General features: G+C 55.2%; 19 protein-coding genes and 3 tRNA genes. 3 read left to right on the forward strand and 19 right to left on the reverse strand.

What is annotated here, in order from left to right; genetic code table 11:
- Positions 1-21 precede the first annotated feature (21 nt).
- The 3 genes from AC2Q8J_RS02765 to AC2Q8J_RS02775 all read right to left on the reverse strand — a co-directional run bounded on the left by AC2Q8J_RS02765 (position 22) and on the right by AC2Q8J_RS02775 (position 3,153).
- Positions 22-1,392: a flavin monoamine oxidase family protein gene (locus tag AC2Q8J_RS02765; protein ID WP_486452037.1), complete on the reverse strand. Its 1,371-nt coding sequence runs from the start codon at positions 1,390-1,392 to the stop codon at positions 22-24.
- The gene (locus AC2Q8J_RS02770; RefSeq protein WP_486452038.1) at positions 1,392-2,333 is read right to left on the reverse strand and encodes an alpha/beta fold hydrolase; all 942 of its coding nucleotides are present in this window, start codon (positions 2,331-2,333) and stop codon (positions 1,392-1,394) included. The genes AC2Q8J_RS02765 and AC2Q8J_RS02770 overlap by 1 nt, the downstream gene beginning before the upstream one ends.
- Before the next feature lie 82 nt (positions 2,334-2,415).
- Positions 2,416-3,153 (reverse strand): helix-turn-helix domain-containing protein, encoded by a 738-nt coding sequence (locus AC2Q8J_RS02775; RefSeq protein WP_486452039.1) that lies wholly within the window; start codon positions 3,151-3,153, stop codon positions 2,416-2,418.
- Positions 3,154-3,353: 200 nt separating this feature from the next.
- Between AC2Q8J_RS02775 and AC2Q8J_RS02780 the strand changes: the two genes are divergently transcribed.
- Together AC2Q8J_RS02780 and AC2Q8J_RS02785 are read left to right on the forward strand one after the other, a co-directional pair.
- The gene (locus tag AC2Q8J_RS02780) at positions 3,354-4,106 is read left to right on the forward strand and encodes an endonuclease/exonuclease/phosphatase family protein (protein ID WP_486452040.1); all 753 of its coding nucleotides are present in this window, start codon (positions 3,354-3,356) and stop codon (positions 4,104-4,106) included.
- A 25-nt stretch (positions 4,107-4,131) separates the two neighbouring features.
- Positions 4,132-4,977: a GIY-YIG nuclease family protein gene (locus tag AC2Q8J_RS02785; protein ID WP_486452041.1), complete on the forward strand. Its 846-nt coding sequence runs from the start codon at positions 4,132-4,134 to the stop codon at positions 4,975-4,977.
- Between the two features lie 118 nt (positions 4,978-5,095).
- Here the strand turns inward: AC2Q8J_RS02785 and AC2Q8J_RS02790 are convergent.
- From AC2Q8J_RS02790 to AC2Q8J_RS02800, 3 genes are all read right to left on the reverse strand, one after another.
- Positions 5,096-5,182: transfer RNA gene (locus tag AC2Q8J_RS02790), tRNA-Leu, on the reverse strand.
- Between the two features lie 95 nt (positions 5,183-5,277).
- Positions 5,278-7,602, reverse strand: a complete 2,325-nt coding sequence (locus AC2Q8J_RS02795) for a S8 family peptidase (protein ID WP_486452042.1) — start codon at positions 7,600-7,602, stop codon at positions 5,278-5,280.
- Positions 7,603-7,668: 66 nt separating this feature from the next.
- Entirely contained in the window at positions 7,669-7,893 is a 225-nt protein-coding gene (locus AC2Q8J_RS02800) for a hypothetical protein (protein ID WP_486452043.1), read from the reverse strand.
- A gap of 531 nt (positions 7,894-8,424) precedes the next feature.
- Between AC2Q8J_RS02800 and AC2Q8J_RS02805 the strand changes: the two genes are divergently transcribed.
- Complete coding sequence (locus AC2Q8J_RS02805; RefSeq protein WP_286838136.1) at positions 8,425-9,009, forward strand: hypothetical protein; 585 nt, start codon at positions 8,425-8,427, stop codon at positions 9,007-9,009.
- A gap of 86 nt (positions 9,010-9,095) precedes the next feature.
- Here the strand turns inward: AC2Q8J_RS02805 and AC2Q8J_RS02810 are convergent.
- The 13 genes from AC2Q8J_RS02810 to AC2Q8J_RS02870 all read right to left on the reverse strand — a co-directional run bounded on the left by AC2Q8J_RS02810 (position 9,096) and on the right by AC2Q8J_RS02870 (position 19,291).
- Positions 9,096-9,169, reverse strand: a tRNA-Cys gene (locus tag AC2Q8J_RS02810).
- 31 nt (positions 9,170-9,200) lie between these two features.
- Positions 9,201-9,276 (reverse strand) — tRNA-Gly (locus AC2Q8J_RS02815).
- Positions 9,277-9,381: 105 nt separating this feature from the next.
- Entirely contained in the window at positions 9,382-9,948 is a 567-nt protein-coding gene (gene pgsA / locus AC2Q8J_RS02820; protein WP_286694176.1) for a CDP-diacylglycerol--glycerol-3-phosphate 3-phosphatidyltransferase, read from the reverse strand.
- A gap of 42 nt (positions 9,949-9,990) precedes the next feature.
- Complete coding sequence (uvrC, locus tag AC2Q8J_RS02825) at positions 9,991-11,826, reverse strand: excinuclease ABC subunit UvrC (RefSeq protein ID WP_486452044.1); 1,836 nt, start codon at positions 11,824-11,826, stop codon at positions 9,991-9,993.
- Positions 11,827-11,835: 9 nt separating this feature from the next.
- Positions 11,836-12,489, reverse strand: a complete 654-nt coding sequence (locus AC2Q8J_RS02830) for a response regulator (RefSeq protein WP_286694174.1) — start codon at positions 12,487-12,489, stop codon at positions 11,836-11,838.
- Positions 12,490-12,553: 64 nt separating this feature from the next.
- Positions 12,554-13,150: an alpha-ketoglutarate-dependent dioxygenase AlkB family protein gene (locus AC2Q8J_RS02835; RefSeq protein WP_486452045.1), complete on the reverse strand. Its 597-nt coding sequence runs from the start codon at positions 13,148-13,150 to the stop codon at positions 12,554-12,556.
- Positions 13,151-13,152: 2 nt separating this feature from the next.
- Positions 13,153-14,175: a UDP-N-acetylmuramate dehydrogenase gene (gene murB / locus AC2Q8J_RS02840; RefSeq protein WP_486452046.1), complete on the reverse strand. Its 1,023-nt coding sequence runs from the start codon at positions 14,173-14,175 to the stop codon at positions 13,153-13,155.
- A complete protein-coding gene (locus tag AC2Q8J_RS02845) occupies positions 14,175-14,675 on the reverse strand; it encodes a low molecular weight protein-tyrosine-phosphatase (RefSeq protein ID WP_486452047.1) in 501 nt (166 codons plus the stop codon). The genes murB and AC2Q8J_RS02845 overlap by 1 nt, the downstream gene beginning before the upstream one ends.
- Complete coding sequence (gene kdsB / locus AC2Q8J_RS02850) at positions 14,638-15,405, reverse strand: 3-deoxy-manno-octulosonate cytidylyltransferase (protein WP_286840117.1); 768 nt, start codon at positions 15,403-15,405, stop codon at positions 14,638-14,640. Before kdsB ends, AC2Q8J_RS02845 begins: the two co-directional genes overlap by 38 nt.
- A gap of 15 nt (positions 15,406-15,420) precedes the next feature.
- Entirely contained in the window at positions 15,421-16,413 is a 993-nt protein-coding gene (lpxK, locus tag AC2Q8J_RS02855; RefSeq protein ID WP_486452048.1) for a tetraacyldisaccharide 4'-kinase, read from the reverse strand.
- Positions 16,403-18,214 carry a lipid A export permease/ATP-binding protein MsbA gene (gene msbA, locus AC2Q8J_RS02860; protein ID WP_372877442.1) on the reverse strand — a complete coding sequence of 604 codons (1,812 nt, stop codon included), beginning with the start codon at positions 18,212-18,214 and terminating at the stop codon, positions 16,403-16,405. Before msbA ends, lpxK begins: the two co-directional genes overlap by 11 nt.
- A 13-nt stretch (positions 18,215-18,227) precedes the next feature.
- Positions 18,228-18,653: an ExbD/TolR family protein gene (locus AC2Q8J_RS02865; RefSeq protein WP_286840123.1), complete on the reverse strand. Its 426-nt coding sequence runs from the start codon at positions 18,651-18,653 to the stop codon at positions 18,228-18,230.
- Positions 18,650-19,291, reverse strand: a complete 642-nt coding sequence (locus AC2Q8J_RS02870; protein ID WP_486452049.1) for a MotA/TolQ/ExbB proton channel family protein — start codon at positions 19,289-19,291, stop codon at positions 18,650-18,652. Before AC2Q8J_RS02870 ends, AC2Q8J_RS02865 begins: the two co-directional genes overlap by 4 nt.
- Positions 19,292-19,347 lie beyond the last annotated feature (56 nt).

Below are 19,347 nucleotides of genomic sequence, written 5' to 3' on the forward strand. Positions count from 1 at the left end.
TAACGCGAATCACTTGCCGTTTTAAGACAAAGTCTCGATCACTTGAGAAGCGGCGCGCTTCCCCGCGCGCACCGCCCCTTCGAAATAACCATTCCACTGCGTCGCCGTTTCCGTTCCCGCCCAAAACACCCGCTCGTGCGGCGCACGAATGCTATGCCCAACGGACGTCCAGTGGCCCGGGCCAGCAACTCCGGCGTAACAACCACGCGCCCAGTCATCATTCCGCCAACTGTGGTCGTAGTAATCCAGAGGGGTTGCTGCCTCATCGCCAAACCAATTTGTCAGCGCTGCCAAGAAGGCGTTGCGGCGCGCCGATTCACCCAACTCGGTGTATTTAACGCCTTCGCGCCCCTCGATAAAGCCCATAAGAATGCCGCGCGTTTCGTCGGGAGGCGTTACGTCAAAACACACATGTACTGGGGGCACATCCGACACCGCCGAGCCAGACCAACCCTGTTTGCGCCAGAATGGCGTTTCATAAATAGCGAAACACTTAATGGCGCAGCCCGGTTGTAGATTGTTAAGCAGCGCCTTCTTTGCCTGCGGCAAGGGCGGCGTAAATACAATGTCATGCGCCAAAATTGGCGGCGCGGCGCATACTGCTGCCGCTGCCTGCCACTCGCGCGTATCGCTTTTCACTGTTACCGCGCTGCCCGTCTGCTCGACGCTGCACACAGGGGCATTCAGGAAAATCTGCACACCGCGCTGCCGCAGGTGCTTAGCGTAGGCCTCGGCCAAGGGTTGCACGCCTCTCTGCAGACGGTCTTGCTGCGCACCGCCCTCGGACTCCACCAAGGAGAAAAAGCCTCCACCACTGCGAAAATAGAACAGCGCATGCAGCAGGCTGATATCGTCCGGGTGAGCCGCGAAGATACTTTCCACAGCAACACGAAAAACACTGAAGGCATCGGGGTGACGCACATGTTTGCGCATCCACTCCCCCATGCTTTGGCTATCCAGCTCCTGCGCCCTCGGCGACAGCCACGGGCTATTTCTGTCGACCTTTCGCATCAGGCGCAGCAAGCGTAAGTAGCCATAGCCTAAGCTAGAGAGTGCGCGCAGTGGCAAGTTAAGGGGAATGCTGCCGCGATATGCCCCGAGCCGCCCGGAAAACAAGGTGCGGTGCTTGCCAACGGTATACATCGGCCAGGTGCTATGGCCTAAGCGCTTTGCCAGCGCATACATTTCGTTTTGCCCGGGCCCCAGCCATTGACCGCCATAATCCAGCCAAATACCATTTTCCTGTTGCTGCGTGCGCGCTCGTCCACCCACGCGGTCACGCGCTTCCACAATGGTTACCGCCAGGCCCGCTGCATTGAGTGCATCAGCCGCCGCCAGTCCAGAAAAACCCGCTCCGATGACAATGACATTGCTTCCATCCGTAGCGATCATCAGCGCTCTCCTTCAAGCTGAGCATCAGCCTCGGTGCGATAACAGCGATACTGCGATGCAATGTCGTTAACAGCCCCCTCTATGGCGGCCATGCAGACCTCGGTAGCTTCCATAAACGGCATATGACCAACATTTTGGAACACCACCGTTTTGACCCGTTTAATCGCTCCCGCCAACAACAGGGATTGCTCGGCTGGAACAACAGGGTCGTGAGTGCCGGCAAGCAGATGGCACGGTATCGAAATGTCATTCAGCTGCTCAGCAATCTCCAGACGGTTGATACCTCGGAATAAATAAAACAATGCTGAGGAGTCTTGGCTGCGAACATTAGGCCGAATATGGTCGATCATCTTCTGACTCAATGGGCTTGCCAGGTAAGCCTGGCGGTCGTAGGCCAGCAAACTGGCAAACAGGCGCTGAACGAATGCGCTTTTTTTGGCCAACCAGATATTGAACGCAAACAGGCTTCTCGCCCAGCTTCCCGCAGCCGCTAGCTTAACGAGCAAACCTTCCACTCCTCCCCAGTTCCCGCTGTGAAAGCCTGCAATACTGACAATACCAATCACATTCGGCGCACGACGAATCGCCAGATTTAACGCGCAGAAACCGCCAGTGGAATGCCCGATAACAATTGCCTTTCGGCTACCTAGCAATGCGGTAATTGCACCGTGGGTAATGTCGTAAAACCACTGCTCATCCAGGTCTTGAGAAGCGAAGTTTTCGCAAACGGTAGAGGGATGATGGGCGGGCAAACTTAAGGCATACCACGCGCGCTGTTCACGGAAGCTGGCAGGCACACAGTCTCGCCAAAAATTGACTGAGGCCAGCACTCCATGAATAAAGATAATCGCCGGCTGATCATCGCTCGCCAAGTGTTCATTGACCGCCAAATAAGCGAGGCGATGGCCATGCGACTCAACGAAACCCTCTCTGACCTTCATGCCAGCACTCCCCTATCAGCAGCGGATTATTCTAAAAGACCCAGTCTACTCTGTGAGTTGACAGAGGTATTGAACGAAACAGCTATACCAAGGTTGATTGCGCCATCGCGCGCATCGCATCGGAATAGGTGAAGCCAAAAGACGCTGAAAACGCACGGCTCATATGCGCCAGGTCACTAAAACCGGCCTGCATTGCCGCCACCATCGGCGGCTGGCCCGCCAACACCGCATCCACCGCCAGCCTCAACTTGAGCCATTTTTTGTAGCTCCGCAGTGGCACACCAGAACACTCAACAAACCAATGCGAAAAACGACTAGGAGATAAACCCGCGACCGCCGCCAGGGCATCTCGACTGATATCCCGTCCCAACGCCAGCTGCTGGCTGATTTCCTCGGCGACTAAAGCAAATCGCGGATCCATCGTCTGACGTGGCCTGAGCAAGTTCCCCGACTCTACGAGCGCCCGTAAATCTGTCTTTCGGTCAATGCCCGATAACCACTCCGGTAAGGTATCCAATGGCAACGTCGCCCAGCCATCAACCAGCTTAAAATCGACGCTATCGGGAAGCGGCGCTGCCAATGGATCAAGATAGATCGAACAGACAAAGCCCGACTCAAGGCGATGCTCCGTCTTTGAAGAGAAATACACCGCCCCGGCACTGCGCCGACCCGCGCGCGTTTCAAAAATGAGCTCAGAATCCAGCGCTATGGTTAACTGCGACGCCCAGTGGCTATGCAAACGATTATCGCCAACACGACCTCGGTAAATTGCCACCCCTTGGGACACAACAATATCGCCACCCCAGTCTCTACTCGTCAACTAGTCTGCCTCGACAGTATTTTTGTATTGAAGGGCATATTAACGGCATTTCCACAGAAATATGGACCCAGACTACTGAAGAGAAAGAAACGACCCACCGGCAACTTTGCGAAAATACTAAATTCAAGATATTGGGGTATTTGCGCACCGAGGAGTATCCTCTAAAAATACTTTCCAAAAGTAGAAATCGTGGATATGCAGTGAAAATTATTACATGGAATTGTAACGGCGGATTCAGGAAAAAGTACCATTCGCTAGATTGCTTTGATGCTGACCTATTGGTTATCCAAGAATGTGAAGATCCCGCCCAATCGACCCAGGCTTACAGAACTTGGGCAGGTGAATATATCTGGATTGGAGAGTCGAAAAACAAAGGAATCGGCGTATTCCCGAGAAAAGGCCATTCTGTCGAACAGCTAAAGTGGCACGGAAGCTTCAAAATCCCAGGCCTATGCAGCACGAGCTTGAGCCTGTCATGGAGCACCAGCGATCTGAGGCTGTTCTTGCCGTTTAGATTAAGCAACGGCATTACTGCACTCGCAGTGTGGACTAAAGGAAGAGAAAGCCAAGCATTTGGATATATCGGCCAATTCTGGAAATACCTACAAATTCATCGAGCTGAACTTGCTGGCGACCGGACGATGATTCTAGGTGACTTCAACAGCAATGCTCAGTGGGATAAGCCTGATCGATGGTGGAGCCATTCTGACACCGTCACCGAGCTTGAAACAATGGGACTACTAAGCCTGTATCACCAGCAAACACAGGACAAACCTGGGGCGGAAACAAAGCCGACGTTCTACCTCCAGAAAAAGCATGAAAAACCCTATCATATTGATTACGTGTTCCTGACCTCAGCGCTCAGCAAAGGCGCGAAATTGGAGGTCGGCAGGTATGAGCAATGGATTCCGCTCAGTGATCATATGCCAATCACCTTCGAATTGAAGGTTTAGGTAGCATCAGTAACAAGGAAAAGCCGTGACTGCAGCAACGCTAAAAATCTTTCTGGCTTCTGGGGACCCCAAAAGGCTTCGAACAGCAGAGCTATCAAACTGGACCGGCAAAGCGGTAGCCGGCCCAAGAAGTGAATTTGACAAAATACTAGCGCGGGAGGAAAGCCAAAATTCTGGGGTGTATTTTTTAACCGGAATCGAACCAGATACAAATAAAAACGCGATATACGTGGGCGAAGCCGAGTGTGTGAAAGACCGGTTGAAGCAACACCTATCGCGGGACTTCTGGAATAACGTCGTTTTTTTCATATCAAAGGACGAAAATCTCACAAAAGCACATATCAAATATATTGAAGGTCGCTTGATAGATGCCGCCAGACAAGCAGACCGCGTCGTAGTCCTCAACAGCCAGGCAAGTGGGGCACGGCTCCCGGAATCAGACAGGGAAGACATGGAGGTCTTCCTAGGGAAAATGCTGCAAGTACTGCCGGTCCTAGGGGTTGAGGCTTTTGTGCAGAAAACAGCCAATCAAGAAGAGAGTACGCCATCTCAGATTCTAAACTGCGCGATAAAAGGTTTAGTCGCAACCGGGTACTTAACACCCAATGGCATTGTCGTACTTAAGGGCTCGCAAGCCGTACTAGAAGAACGTGAATCAGCCTCGAAGTGGCCGAGTGTGCTCTCTCAGCGAAACCGTTTAATAGAAGATGGTACGCTGATAAAACAGAACGGCGCATACGTATTCACAAAGGATGTGGAGTTTTCTAGCCCCAGTTCAGCTGCTGCAACGATACATGGCGGAAGTGCAAACGGGCTAACCGCCTGGGTAGATCACGAAGGAAAATCGCTTAAACAACTCCAAGAAACGTAAAGCAAACGAAGAACTGGTACAAAAATGCGAAAAAAACACAAACGGCAACCAGAGCACTAATTGGTCATAACGAAAAATCATTGCAAACAGAGAAAGAGCTGTAACTCATTGATTTTATTGGTGCCCGGAGCCGGAATCGAACCGGCACGACCGTGAGGTCGAGAGATTTTAAGTCTCTTGTGTCTACCAATTTCACCATCCGGGCAAAAGGCCGACGAGGCTATTGCAGCCGTCGCGGTTTTTGTAGAGGCGGCAGATTCTACTGCCTACCCCCCTCAAAAACAATGCCTTAGCGCTGTTCTACACTTGAATCAGCGCTTTTTTTTGACGTCGGAAGTGCAACGCCAGCAGCAACAGCAGTAAGCCTGCCGCGCTGCTCAGCGGGTAGCGAATAGAAAGTACCATTGGGTACAGGCCAGCACGAACCACCGATTTTGCCCATTTTCGCTCGGCAATGGCGTTGGCGAGTTTTGGCGAGTGCTGGTAGTAAAAGGCGACAAATTGTCTACCAAGACCAAACTGCAATAGCACGCGGTCTCTGAAGTCCCGCAACAGCTCAACATCTTCGGCAATAAAGCTACCGTAGGCGGCCGTGGCGATAAAACACCCGCCGCCACCACCGCCTCCGCCGGAGCTGCCTCCGACACTACCTCCGCTGCCGCCACCGGTATTGCCGCCGTCATTATCTTGCGGCGGGGTGTCGTCGGTATTGTCATCGTCGCCAACACGCTGCGCTAATAGCTCGGCCGCTGCGCTGGCGTTTAATAAGCCGGGGCCGGTTACATCGTCGTTGCCCGATACGGCGCGAAATCCGGTGACATCAATGGCACTATCGCGCGCGGCACTGATTAACTGCGCGGGCGTTGCGGCCGGAAACGCTTCCAACATCAGCGCAAAAACCGCAGCGACATTGGGGGCAGCGGCCGAGGTGCCGAAGAAATTGGGGAAACCATCGGGCTCGCCGTCTTCGGGGGCTGCACTGCTAGAGGGTGAACCCAGGAAGGTTGTGTTATTGCCATCCACCCCGGCGAAGGCCGGCGGGTTGCGGCTGCTGGGCTGGTAGTTACCCTGGGAATCGAATTGTATGGTTTGGCTGCCACCGCGAGAGGTGAACGGCTCGGGATCGATATCCGGGGTGGTGTAACGGCTGGGTGCAAATTCCGGCGACTCCCACCACGGCACAGCCGCCACCGCGGCAATGCCCGCGGTAAGCGCGTGCCCCCACGTACTGGGGCCGTTGTAGTCGTACTCAACAGAGTCAGGCGATGTACCGGTAAATAGCAGCCGGAATTCCAAGGGCACGCCACTCTGTTGCGGGATGTCTCCCTGGCTGCCGGCATAATGCTCAACAGCCAGGTAAAATGTCTGGGCAGTACTGCCGGTTTCAAGCAATAAAAACTCGACGGCGTCGCCACGCGGGTTATTGGTGGTGCCCTGTGTATTGGCGCCGCGCGCATAGAAGCTTGCATTTGTGGTGGTGAGAGCACTGATATCCGCGCGGGTTGTCGCGTAAAGATCCAGGTCGACTTGCGCGCCGTTGGTTGGGTTTACACTGGCACTGGGTTGATTCCAGTTAAGCAATACAAACGTGGAGGCCCGGGGTGGCAAAGTCACCGCCATAAAACGGTCGGTGCTACTCTGCGACCAATTGTGAAGGTCGCTGCCGGTCGGTGCGTTGCGGTTACCGCCCTCTTCGTCGACCAAACGGTTGCTGTCGCGATAAACAAAGCGATGCCCTTGGTCGCCGTCGTTACCGACCGCACTGACATAGGGAATGCCTTTGGCGACACAATTACTGGCGGCGATCGCCGGCAAATCATCCTGATAGCTGGACTCGGTTAAAAAGAGAACGTCGTCGACAACGATGCTGGCGCCACCATTGCAAAGGTTGCTGATTGCATCGGCGAACTCGCGGCGATTGCCCCCCGCGGTGTGGAATAGAATATCGGCGCCGGGAGCGATGTCGTACACCAGCTCGGCCATAGCGGCGCCTTCATCCGTACCGTCGAAATTCCCACCTTCGTCTCGGCTGCCATCGGCGAGGATGCCCACGGATTGCGGCAAATCGCCACTGTCTTGCGGCCGACTGCCCATTAACGTGCCCGTCTGGCCCACCGCTGGCGTGGTATTGGCGTCACGGACATTACTGGTGTGCGAGAAACTGTCTGAGATAATACCAATCGCTTGACCGCTGCCATCAACGGTATAGCTTGCCGCCAGTTGCTCGCTACGCAGCGCAACGCCTGCTCGGCTTCGGGCTTCGCCACGGCGAAGAATGGCCGGCGGGGCAAAACTAGCCTCGCTCAGCCACGGCTGCTGACTAAGCTGATCGAGCACATCCAGGTTGGAAATACTGATGCGCGCCCAGCGCCTATCGTCGCTCAGATAGCGCAGATCAACGCCCGCCAGGCTGTTTATTTCGCGGCGCAAAGCCTCGTCCGTGACATTCTCCGGGTTGATGCGCAACGTGATGAATAAGCGCGCTTGCTCCATGCTACTGCGCATCAAGCGCGATAGCCCGGCGCTGTCTTGTTGGCCGACGCCTGCGCGCATATCCCGCAAATGGCTGCCCAATCGCTCGCTAATGGCAGTGTCTGCCCCCTGACTCAATGTTACTGAGCTCATGCCCAGGCTCAGTATTCCCGCGATCGCACATCCGATTTTTGCTGGGGCTAGGGTCATATCAGGGTCTCATTTAGAAATTGAGGATTGCATTGGCGCGAGAGATACCGCCGTTATTGCATCGATTTGTTGCAGTTGATGTAGCTTCTCTTCACTGTTCAGGCGCAGTGTAATCTGCAGAAAGGTCGCATTCGTCTTCTCCACAGCGTAGTCGTGGAGTTTTAAGCGCTCAAGTACGTCGGCCAGACTTCCCGCGCGGTAATGCAGCAGAAAACGCTGTTCTGAATTAAACAAAACCTCCGCCCTGCCCCGTTCTATATATTCTCGTAATCGCGGCCCATAAAACCTGTCCGCTCGCCATTGTGCGTCGCCCGCTGAGAGCTTCTGTTCCGGGCTTTCGGAGCACGCTAATAACAACGCGCTGGATAGCGTAATCGCGCAAAGCAGCCAATGTATTACGCGCAGCTTCCCCAACACCGATCCCTCACACTGGGTATGACACAAACACGAGGAAAAGGATAAAGCGAAGACGGTCGAGGAACTGTAAGGGATTCACGCAGTGTTCAGCGCCTCGGCGCTATGTCTGCACGGGCTGACATAAGCCCGCATGACTACTGCACACTTCTCTGCAGATATATGGTTTAACACTAGTTAAGTTAGGGGTTTTCGCGTCATTTCGCAGCAATATACCCGCAGCAATACCATTAGAAAAGGAGACACACTGCACGTTTTTCTGTAACAATAGGGAAAAATACGTATCTGGATTTGTTCCTACGCCAGACCAGAGACATAATAAAACCGTTAGAGCACAGAGGCGGATAAACCATGCGATTTTCAGACCTGAATTGTTTTGTGGACCTAAGCTGTTTTAAACAAACATGCTTTTATGACCTACGACTGGAGGAAGTCGCTCTCAAGGATGTGGCGGAAGCCCTTAACCGCATTGAGTTAATGGACGGTGCAAGCGCTCGGCACGACGCCTTTCACCGTTTACAAATCTCCGCCGAGCAAGCTGAGCAAAACGGCTGGATTGCAACCGCTAACAGCTTGCTGCCAGACCCATTAAGCAATGTGTCAGAAACGGGTTATATGATCTCGCGCTTTGAACGGGGTGAACGCGCCGCCATCTTGTTTGCCTTGAGCGAAAATCTGTCACTACTCGAAGCCATTACCATGAAACGCAGTGATTTGCGCGGCGTAAAGCTAAGCCCCGCGGCCGCGCAGATCGCCAGCCGCCTGACACCGCATTTACACTGTGACTGGCTTTTCTGGCGTGACAGCGACGGCATTGCGGTGCCACTGAGCAATCTACCCGGCCGCTGGCGCCAAAAAATGCCAATGAGCTGGGAGCACTTTAGCCAGGCGCACCGGGGTCACTACGACAACACCCGCCATGTTGGCATCGCCTAACTGCAGATAAAAACGGAAAAACACATTACAAAGCGGCTGATTATTCAGCCGTTTTTTTATGTCTGGGAATTACATCTGAAGAAAAATGGAGGCGCGGGTCGGAATCGAACCGGCGTACACGGAGTTGCAGTCCGCTGCATAACCACTCTGCCACCGCGCCTTTAATACTCGAACCGATGAGTTGCAAGTATTGGAGCGGGAAACCGGGTTCGAACCGGCGACCTCAACCTTGGCAAGGTTGCGCTCTACCAACTGAGCTATTCCCGCAATTTGAGATACCAGACAAGGCCCTACAGGGCGGCAACTCAAGAAGGCGCCTATTCTAGCTTCTCGCCGCTTGCTGTCAAGGAAAGTTGCTGATTTATCGCAGTTTTATCTGTTTTCTTCCACTTTGCCGCGCAAATCCGGCCACGCTGCATGAAGATAGATCAACATCGACCACAGGGTTAATACCGCCGCAACATACAAGCACAGCATATTTGCCTGATACCACAAACTGCCCTCCACGGGCGGCATCATCAGCAGGCCGATAATGGCGACGATTTGCGCCGTCGTTTTAACTTTACCTAAGTAAGAAACGGCCACACTGGTGCGCTTGCCCAATTCCGCCATCCACTCACGCAGAGCGGAAATTACAATTTCCCGACCAATGATTACGATGGCAGGCACGGTAAACCAGAGGGTGTTGTAGCGCTCTATCAACAGCGCCAGGGCAACGGCGACCATAAGCTTGTCGGCCACAGGGTCCAGAAACGCGCCCAGCGGCGTGGACTGCTCAAGCTTGCGGGCAAGGTAGCCGTCGAGCCAGTCGGTCATGCCGGCTATTGCGAATACCGCGGCCGTTGCAATGTAACTACCGGGAAAGTCCAGATAGAACAGGATTACAAACACGGGAATCAATGCAATCCGGAATAGCGTCAAGGCGTTGGGTATATTCATGGGGCTCTCATTTCTTTGAATTGGCGCTATTTTAGGCTTTTTCTAGGCGCTACGCAGTCCTTCATAGATATCACGGGCAATTTTTTCGCTAATACCCGACACGCGACACAGGTCGGCGATACTCGCCTGACGCACCCCTTGTAAGCCGCCAAAATGGCGCAGTAGCTCTCTGCGACGCTTGACGCCCACGCCGGGAATCGCCTCCAACCCCGACTGTCGGCGCGCCTTGTCGCGACGGGCTTTGTGCCCACCAATCGCAAAGCGGTGCGATTCATCGCGGATATGCTGAATAAGATGCAGCGCGGGGCTGTTGTCTGGCAGGCTGAGTTCGCGCCCATTATCGCCGCGAATCAGCACTTCTAATCCCGCGCGGCGATCGGAGCCCTTGGCAACCCCCACAGTCAGCAGATCGCGAATGCCGAGCTCATGCAAAACCTTAAGCGCCTGGTTCAACTGCCCTTTGCCGCCATCGATGAACAGGATGTCAGGTTTGGGAACTTCGCCGCTGGCGATACGCTTGTAACGGCGACTCAGCGCCTGGTTCATGGCCGCGTAATCATCCCCCCCGGTAATACCCTCGATATTCATCCGGCGGTAGTCCGACTTCAGTGGCCCGTTGTCATCAAACACCACGCAGGAGGCCACCGTTGCCTCGCCGCTGCTGTGGCTAATATCAAAACACTCCAGTCGCGATGGCGGCGCGTCCAAATCCAGCAGTTCCTGCAAGGCTCGATAACGACCAGCCATACTCTCCGTTGCCGCCAGGCGATTCTGCAGGTTCTGCTCGGCAGCGGTAATTGCCAGCTGCAACCATTTGGCACGCTGGCTACGCACCCGGTGCGCGATGGAAACACTGCGCCCGGCTTGTTCACTTAAACTGCTGGCCAGTAAAACAGCATCGCCGAGTTCGACATTGAGTACCAGCTCCTTCGGCAAGTCCATCGCGCCGCTACCCGTCAGGTAGTGCTGAGCGATAAACGCTTCGACGTGATCGTGCACGCCCTCCTCCAATGCACTTTTGGGAAAATAACTGCGGCTGCCAAGCACCCGTCCACCGCGCACCGACAGTAGCTGTATGCAACACAGTCCGGCGTTGATAACGCCGGCAACGATATCCAGGTCGCCGGTTTCTCCCTCGATACATTGGCTGGCTTGAACTTGCTGCAGGTAACCAATGCGATCGCGCAGCTCCGCCGCTTTTTCAAACTCCAGGGCCTCGGCACTGCGCTCCATTTCATCGGCCAGTGAGGCTTGTAAATCGGCACTTTTCCCGCTGAGGAACATTTCTGTGTAGGCGACATCGCGTCGATACTCGTCATCGGAAATTTTTCCGACGCAGGGCGCGGTGCAGCGACCAATTTGATATTGCAAACATGGCCGGCTGCGATTGCGATAATAGCTGTCCTCACACTGGCGGACCTTAAAGACTTTTTGCAGCCAGCTCAGGCTCTCGCGCACCGCGCCGGCACTGGGGTAAGGGCCAAAATACGTGCCCTTGGCGCGTTTGCTGCCGCGGTGCAGGCTCAAGCGCGGATGACGATGATCGCTGCTCAGGTAGATATAGGGGTAGGATTTATCGTCACGCAGTAGGATGTTATAGGGCGGTCGGTACTGCTTAATTAAGTTTTGCTCCAACAGCAGAGCTTCTCGCTCTGTGCTGGTAACCGTCACTTCAATTTGATGAATGCGCGCCACCAACGCCATCGTTTTATTGGTCAGCCCCGCGCTTCGGAAATAGCTACTCAGTCGGTTTCGCAGATTTTTGGCCTTGCCGACATAGAGAATATCGGCCGCTTCGCTGAGCATGACATAGACACCCGCTTTTTGGGTGACCGTCTTTAAAAAACGCTGGTGGTCAAAACTCTGCGAAGACGCCATATTGTCCTATCAACTACTGCTCGGAGCCTCAATGAGGCCGTGGCGAATGGCCAGCAGCGTCAGTGCCACGTCGCCATTGACATCGAGCTTCTCAAAGATGCGATAGCGATAGCTGTTCACGGTTTTCGCCTGAATATGCAGGGTATCGGCAATATCCTGCACGCGTAAGCCATTGCCTATCATGATACTGATCTGAATTTCTCGCTCAGACAGGCTGTCAAAGGGCGACGCCGATTGCTCGTCATAGCCCCTGAGCGCCAGGGCCTGGGCAATACTGGGGCTTAAATAGCGCTTGCCGCTGGCCACCTGACGCACGGCAGTCAGTACCTCTTGCCCACTGTCGTCGCCGCCCTTCGTCAGGTAGGCCCAGGCGCCGGCTTTCAATAAGCGGCTGGGCATCGGCTCCTGTTCGCAGGCGCTAACCGCAATAATCCGGGTATCCGGCGCAACCTGCTGAAGTTTTCGGGTGGCTTCAAGGCCGCCCATACCCGGCATTCGTATATCCATCAGTACAATATCAGGCCGAAGTTCGCGGCAGCGTTGAATGGCCTCCTCGCCATTTGCCGCCTCCGCAATGACACTGATATCGTCTGCGTCGTCTAGCATCCTTGCTATGCCCGTCCGCACCATGGCGTGGTCATCTGCAACCAGCACTGTGATCATAGTGTTACTCCCTGTGTAAGACGCAAACGATACCATTTAGGGATATATTCAGGCTACAGTGAGCTCAGCGAATCAGCTGACGAAACGTGATATTTATGCGTGGACCGCGTTTTGCACGCTTAGGGAGGCTATGTTGCCAGTGGGATTGGGTCGGCGGCAGCATCAGCAGCAGCGACCCGTTCTCCAGGGCGATGCTCACAGGCAGATGGCCCGCGGCACACCCCTTGGGCGAGGGCCGAAGCCGAAAATCCCGGCACTCCCCCACACTGATTGAGGCGATGGCCGGCGATGGCCCCAGCTCGCGCTCATTATCACTGTGCCAGCCCATGCAGTCCTTGCCGTCACGGTAGTAATTTAAAAGTGCACAGTTGAATAACAAACCGTATTTATCAGCCAGCGCGGCTTTTAGCGGTAACAGGGCGTCTGGCCACGGCATCCTATCGTGCTGCTGACCGCTGTAGCGATAGCTCAGCCCATCGTCGCCGACAAAGCTCACCAGGCGCGGCGTTGGAGACCAACGCCCGAAAACCTGCAGCATCGGCTGCTGCCACATAACGTGGTCACGCAACTGCTGAAACAACTGATCCGGCGCCGGTACAAAATCCGCCTGATAAATTAGCGCACCGCCGGGAAGTTGTATCTCGCGTTCACCGGTCGCCATCGTCAGTAAACCCGCGGTTCGATGGCCAACTGCACACCAAAACGCCGGGCGACATCGTCAATGATGGCATCGGCGAGGGCAAGAATATCCTCGCCCCTGCCCTGCTGGTAATTCACCAGAACAATGGCCTGCTTGGGGTGCACGCCGACCGGGCCAAGACGGCGCCCTTTCCAGCCGCACTGGTCCACTAACCACGCAGCGGCCAGCTTCACCTGCCCATCGGGCATCGGCCAGTGCGCCATCTCCGGAAAGTCGATAAGTAATTGCTTGGCGACATCAGCACTGACCAGCGGGTTTTTGAAAAAACTGCCGGCATTCGGCTCAGCGTGCACATCGGGAAGCTTAGCGGCACGTATCGCCGCAACGGCTTGCGCAACAACGCGAGGGTGAACCTTCTCGGGTGATTCGCCGTGCTCGACAAGGAATTGCCGCAGCGCAGGATAATCGGTATTGGCGTGGGCGCGATGGCGCAGATGCAGCCCAACCTCAGTAATGATGAATTGATCGCGCAACGCGCCCTTAAAAATACTGTCCCGATAGGCCAGCTGGCACTGCTCTGCCGACAGGCGCCGGCGCTCGCCGAGCCGCCGATCCCAGCCCTCTACCCAGGCCAGGCAATGAGACAGCTCCACCCCGTATGCGCCTATATTTTGCACCGGTGCGGCCCCCACGGACCCGGGAATGGCTATCAGGTTTTCGAGCCCATACCACCCTTGATCCAGACAATACCGCAGCAAGGCATCCCAGTTTTCGCCCGCGGCAACCCGCAGCGCCACGCCGCCCTCAATGGGACTTGCGCTGATACCGCGCTGGCGCATGTGTATCACTAAACCGGGGTAGTCATCACTCAATACTATATTGCTACCGCCGCCCAGTACGAGGCTTGGCAGGCTGTGCTGCTCGGCGTACTGCAGGGCGTCGCGCAAGTCGCCGTCGCTGTCGATCGCGCTGTAGGCGTATGCCTGCGCCGTTACGCCAAGGGTATTGTGATTGAGCAGTGAGACGTTTTTGGCGATTTCCAACATTAACGTTCTCGCTGCAGAGCCTGCAACAGCCCCTCTGATGCGTCCTCGACAAGATCTAACACGGCGTTAAAGCCATCATCGCCGCCGTAGTATGGGTCGGGAACCTCTTCAATCGTGCTGCTGCCAAAGTTCAGTAATAAGGAGACTGTTGCGCTGGCATCATTCGGGGCGATCTCTGCCAAGGAATCCATATTGGCGCGGTCCATCGCCAATATATAGTCAAAGCGATAAAAGTCGGCTTCACATACCTTCCGGGCACGCAGGGCTGATAAATCGTAGCCGCGCCGCGCGGCGAAGGCTTGGCTGCGCTCATCTGGCGACTTGCCGGTATGCCAAGCCGCGGTGCCCGCCGAGTCGATCTCGATCTGCGCCTGCAAACCGGCATCAATCACCTTGTGCAAAAATACGCCGTGCGCCGTCGGCGAGCGGCATATGTTTCCCAGGCAGACAAATAACACCCGCTTAACCACGGCCTGACTCCAAAATGGCGCGCACCGCATTGAGGTCTTCTTCGGTGTCTACACCGCCGGGAATATCGACACAGCTCTGCGCCACATGTATGCGCACGCCGTTCTCCATAGCCCGAAGCTGTTCCAGGCGCTCACAACTCTCCAGCTCGCCCGCGGGCCAGCTAACAAACTGGTGCAGAAAGCCGACGCGGTAGGCGTAGATACCAATATGCCGCCAGTATTCAACGCCCTCAGGCAACACCCCCTGGCCATCGGACCATTGGTCCCGGCAATACGGGATCGGGGCGCGGCTAAAGTACAGTGCTAAACCCTGACGATCGCTCACCACTTTTACCGCATTGGGATTGAAGACCGTCGCGGCATCGTCAATCGGCTCTTTCAGTGTTGCAATGCCGGCCTGAGTATTGGCCGCGAGGTTTTGCGCCACTTGCTCTATTGCCGGCGCGGGCAGCAGGGGCTCGTCACCTTGGACATTGACCACGATATCGTCATCGGCAAGCCCCAATTTGGCAACCACCTCTTGCAAGCGGTCAGTGCCACTCTCGTGCTCAGCACTGGTCATGCAAACTTGCGCCCCAAACGCTTCACAGCGGCGGGCCACGCGTTCATCTTCGGTTGCAATCACCACTCGTTCGGCGCCGCTCTGCGAGGCGCGCAGCCATACATGCTGAATCATCGGCATGCCCGCGATGTCCATCAGCGGTTTCCCCGGCAGACGGCTCGAAGCGTAGCGGGCTGGAATAATAACGGTGTAAGACATGGAAACCTCTGGCGTTTAGGCAACTCGGTCGAGTAACTGATCAAGCGATTCAAAAAACGTGTCGGGCAACACGGCATCAACAGGAAGCATCCAGCTATCCGCCGGACTGATCTGTGCGCATTTAACCGCATCTTTCTCCGTCATCACCAGTGGCAATGATGAGTCCTGCTGTAGGTCTTCGGGTCGATATTCGTAGTGGTCGGGAAAAGCATGCCCCCGACAGTCAAAGCCCAGCGCAGTCAATGCGGCAAAAAAGCGTGGTGGGTGGCCAATACCCGCAATAGCATTCACCCGACGGGCATTCTCGGGCCAGTCTGCTGCCGTGCGTCGCTCGCCCGAGTGAACATTGATCAAGGTGTCGCCCTTCAGGCGCATTTCATAGGCGGATAACGCCGCCAGAACATCGCTTTCAACACGGCCGTTGCTGATGACCAGATCCACCTCTTCACTGCGTCGCGGCGGCTCCCGCAACGGCCCAAGCGGCAGGCAGTGGCCATTGCCAAAGCCGCGCGCTGCGTCAACAAGCAGAATTTCAACATCTCTGTAGAGGCGATAATGCTGCAGACCATCGTCGCTGATAATGACGTTGCAAGCGTGCTCGTCCACTAACAAATTTGCAGCGGCAACCCTGTCTGGCGCTACCGCAACCGGCAGGCCGCTGCGCCGCGCCATCAGGCAGGGTTCATCGCCCGCTTCCGAGGGCAATGTGGCATTGGTGACGAATAAGGGATACTGCGCAGCTTTACCACCATAACCGCGGCTAACGATTCCGGGGTGCCAGCCCTGCTCCTGGAGATGCTGGGCGATCGCTAAAACAGCGGGGGTTTTACCACTGCCACCCACAGCGATATTGCCGACCACAATAACCGGCGCCGAACAGCGCTGTGGGCGGGTATTGCGCCGTCGCAATGCGGCCAATGCGCGAAACAGGCACTCCAGAGGCCAAAATGCATACAGCACTCCCGGCCGCCCGTACCAACGCGCATTCAGCGATTGCTCAAGCTTCACTATCTTCCTCAAAATTGCGGTTATACAACTGAGCGTAGCGTTGCCCCAAGGCCAACAAGTCAGCGTGGCTGCCCCGCTCCAGAATGCGCCCCTCCTCCATCACCACGATTTGGTCGGCACTCTCAATAGTACTGAGTCGGTGGGCAATCACGATGGTTGTGCGGCCTTTCATGACCTCTTCCATCGCTTTTTGAATATGAGATTCCGCTTGGTTATCGAGCGCCGACGTTGCCTCGTCGAGTATCAGCAGCGGCGCATTTTTCAAAAATGCCCGGGCAATGGCCAAACGCTGACGCTGACCGCCGGATAGCATGACGCCGTCCTCACCAATGACGGTATCGATTCCCTCAGGCAAACTGTTAATAAAGTCGCTGGCGTGGGCCGCCTCAACCGCGCGAAGCACCTCCTCACGACTGGCCGATGCCATGCTGCCATAAGCAATATTGTTGTACACCGTGTCATTGAACAGCGTCACTTGCTGGGTAACCAAGGCGATATTGTGGCGCAGGTTATCCAGGGTGTAATCGCGAATATCAACGCCGTCGAGCAACAGCTCACCTTCACTGTGTTGGTAAAAACGCGACAGCAAACTGACCAAGGTGGACTTGCCCGAGCCAGAAAGACCCACCAAGGCTAGCGAAGTACCGGGCTCCACATGCAAATTAATATCAGTGAGCACATTCGGCAGCTCCGGGCCGTAGCGAAAATTGAGGTGGCGGATGTCTATCTCGCCGCGCACACGCTCACACTCTATGCGGCCCTCGTCTTTTTCCTGTTCAGCATCGAGAAATTCAAAAATACTCTCGGCGGCCGCGAGGCCCTTCTGAATCACGCTGCTCACTTCCGCCAGTTGGCGAATGGGTTTGGGCAAAAAGAGCGCCGCGGAAAGGTAGGCCACAAAAGAACCGGGTGTCATTTGGCCGGTAAGCCCCAGAGCAATCCAGATCAACAGGCCCGTCGCCAACACCACCGGAAATTGAATGACTGTTGGACTAATGGCGTTGTAGAACGCCATTTTTATATTCTGATTGCGGTTTTTTTCGCTCGCCGCCTGAAATCGCTTTGCTTCCTGGGCGCTGCCGCCATACAGGCGAATTTCACGATAGGCATTAATACTGTCGTTGGTGACTTGGTTCACCTCGCCCATTGCGTTCTGGATCTTGCGGCTGATCTTGCGAAAGCGCTTGCCCACCCACCACACGGTCACGCCGATCATTGGCAAGGCAAGTAAAAAAACCAGGGTCAGCTGCCAATTCATATACAGGAGGTAGGCCATCAAGCCAATCGCAAAGGTGCCTTCGCGCAGTACCACCTTCAGGGCGTTGACCGCAGCACCCGTCACTTGCTCGACATTAAAGGTAATTTTTGAGATCAGTGCGCCGGTGGAGTTGCGATCGAAATAGCTACTGGGGATGAACTGCATTTTTTGATAGAGCTCTACCCGCAACACGTGCACCAAGCGGTGTGAGATACCGGCAATAAAATAGTTACCCGCGAAAAAGCCCAGCCCGCGACCAACACCCAGTGCCACCAGCGCCACCACGATCCAGGTACGCGCCGAGCCCAGGTGGAAGTCATCACCGCCCAGCGCCCACATCATCTTAGCCGTTACCCCGCCCTCGCCCGGCTTAACATTTCCGCCAATGTAATCGACGATCAGCTGCATCATATCGGCGAGTAAAACCTGCACACCCGAATAGAATGAGAAGCCCAGAACACTGAGCAAAAACAGTGGCCAAAATGGGATAACGTACTTTAAAAGCCGGCCATAAATAGCTAAATCTGAAGGTTTTTTACTCATAATATAAGCCACCCTAGTTTGGGCTGGCATCAGCTTCCTGTGTGGTAATTCTAAGCTTAACAAAGCCCAGGCGGCCCGCCGCATCCATCGCCGTAACAACTGCTTGATGGGGGCTGTTGGCGTCAGCGGTGATAGTGACCGGGCGCATCGTATCACCGCCCGAGGCATTCTGCAGAGCCTTAAGCAATGCCTCTAGACCACCATCACCCAGTGATTGTTCATTGACTTGAAAACGGCCCTGCGCGTTGATGATAATTTCGATCAGGTCGGTGTCATCGCTAAGCGACTCACCCTCGGCCGTGGGCAACTCCAGCTGTAGACGACTTTCCTTAGTAAAGGTTGTAGACACCATAAAGAAAATCAACAGGAGAAATACCACGTCGATCAGCGGCGTCAGGTTTACGCCGCCGTCATCGATACGCTGCCGGCGAAACTTCACGCCGAGCGCCCCGAGTGGCTATTTTCTTTCATTTGCACATCGCCGTGGACGGCATTAATGAGTTTGATGGTATCTTGCTCCATCGTCACAACGATGGCATCAATACGGCGCAAGAAATACCGGTGCATAATCAGCGCGGGAATGGCTACACTCAGTCCGGAGGCGGTGGTGATCAGTGCCTCGGAAATACCTCCAGCCAGTACCCCCGCATTTCCGGTCCCCTGCACCATGATCTCGCTGAATACCCGGATCATGCCGACCACGGTTCCCAGCAAGCCCAGTAGCGGGGTAACAGCAGCAATTGTTCCCAGGGCATTGAGGTAGCGTTCCAGCTCGTGAATAACATGGGAGGCCGCGTCTTCGATGCTCTCCTTCATAATATCGCGGCCGTGTTTGGCGTTGCCAAGCCCGGCGGCAATGATTTCGCCAAGTGGCGAGCCCTTGCGCAGCTGGCGAAGTTTGTCATTGTCCAGCTGCTTGTTTTGCATCCAGCCCCACACCTGATTGAGCAAATTGCGCGGGGCGACCTTGTCGGGGTTCAGCGCTAAAAAACGTTCTACACAAATTGCCAGGGCGAGAATGGAAGAAAGGATGATTGGTAGCATTAGCCAGCCACCAGCTTTGACGAGTTCCAGCACAGCACAGCCTCTTTATTTTTGTCGCTGCATTATACAGCGATGCTGCCAATGAAAAA

The organism is Spongiibacter sp. C9W, assembly GCF_057370015.1.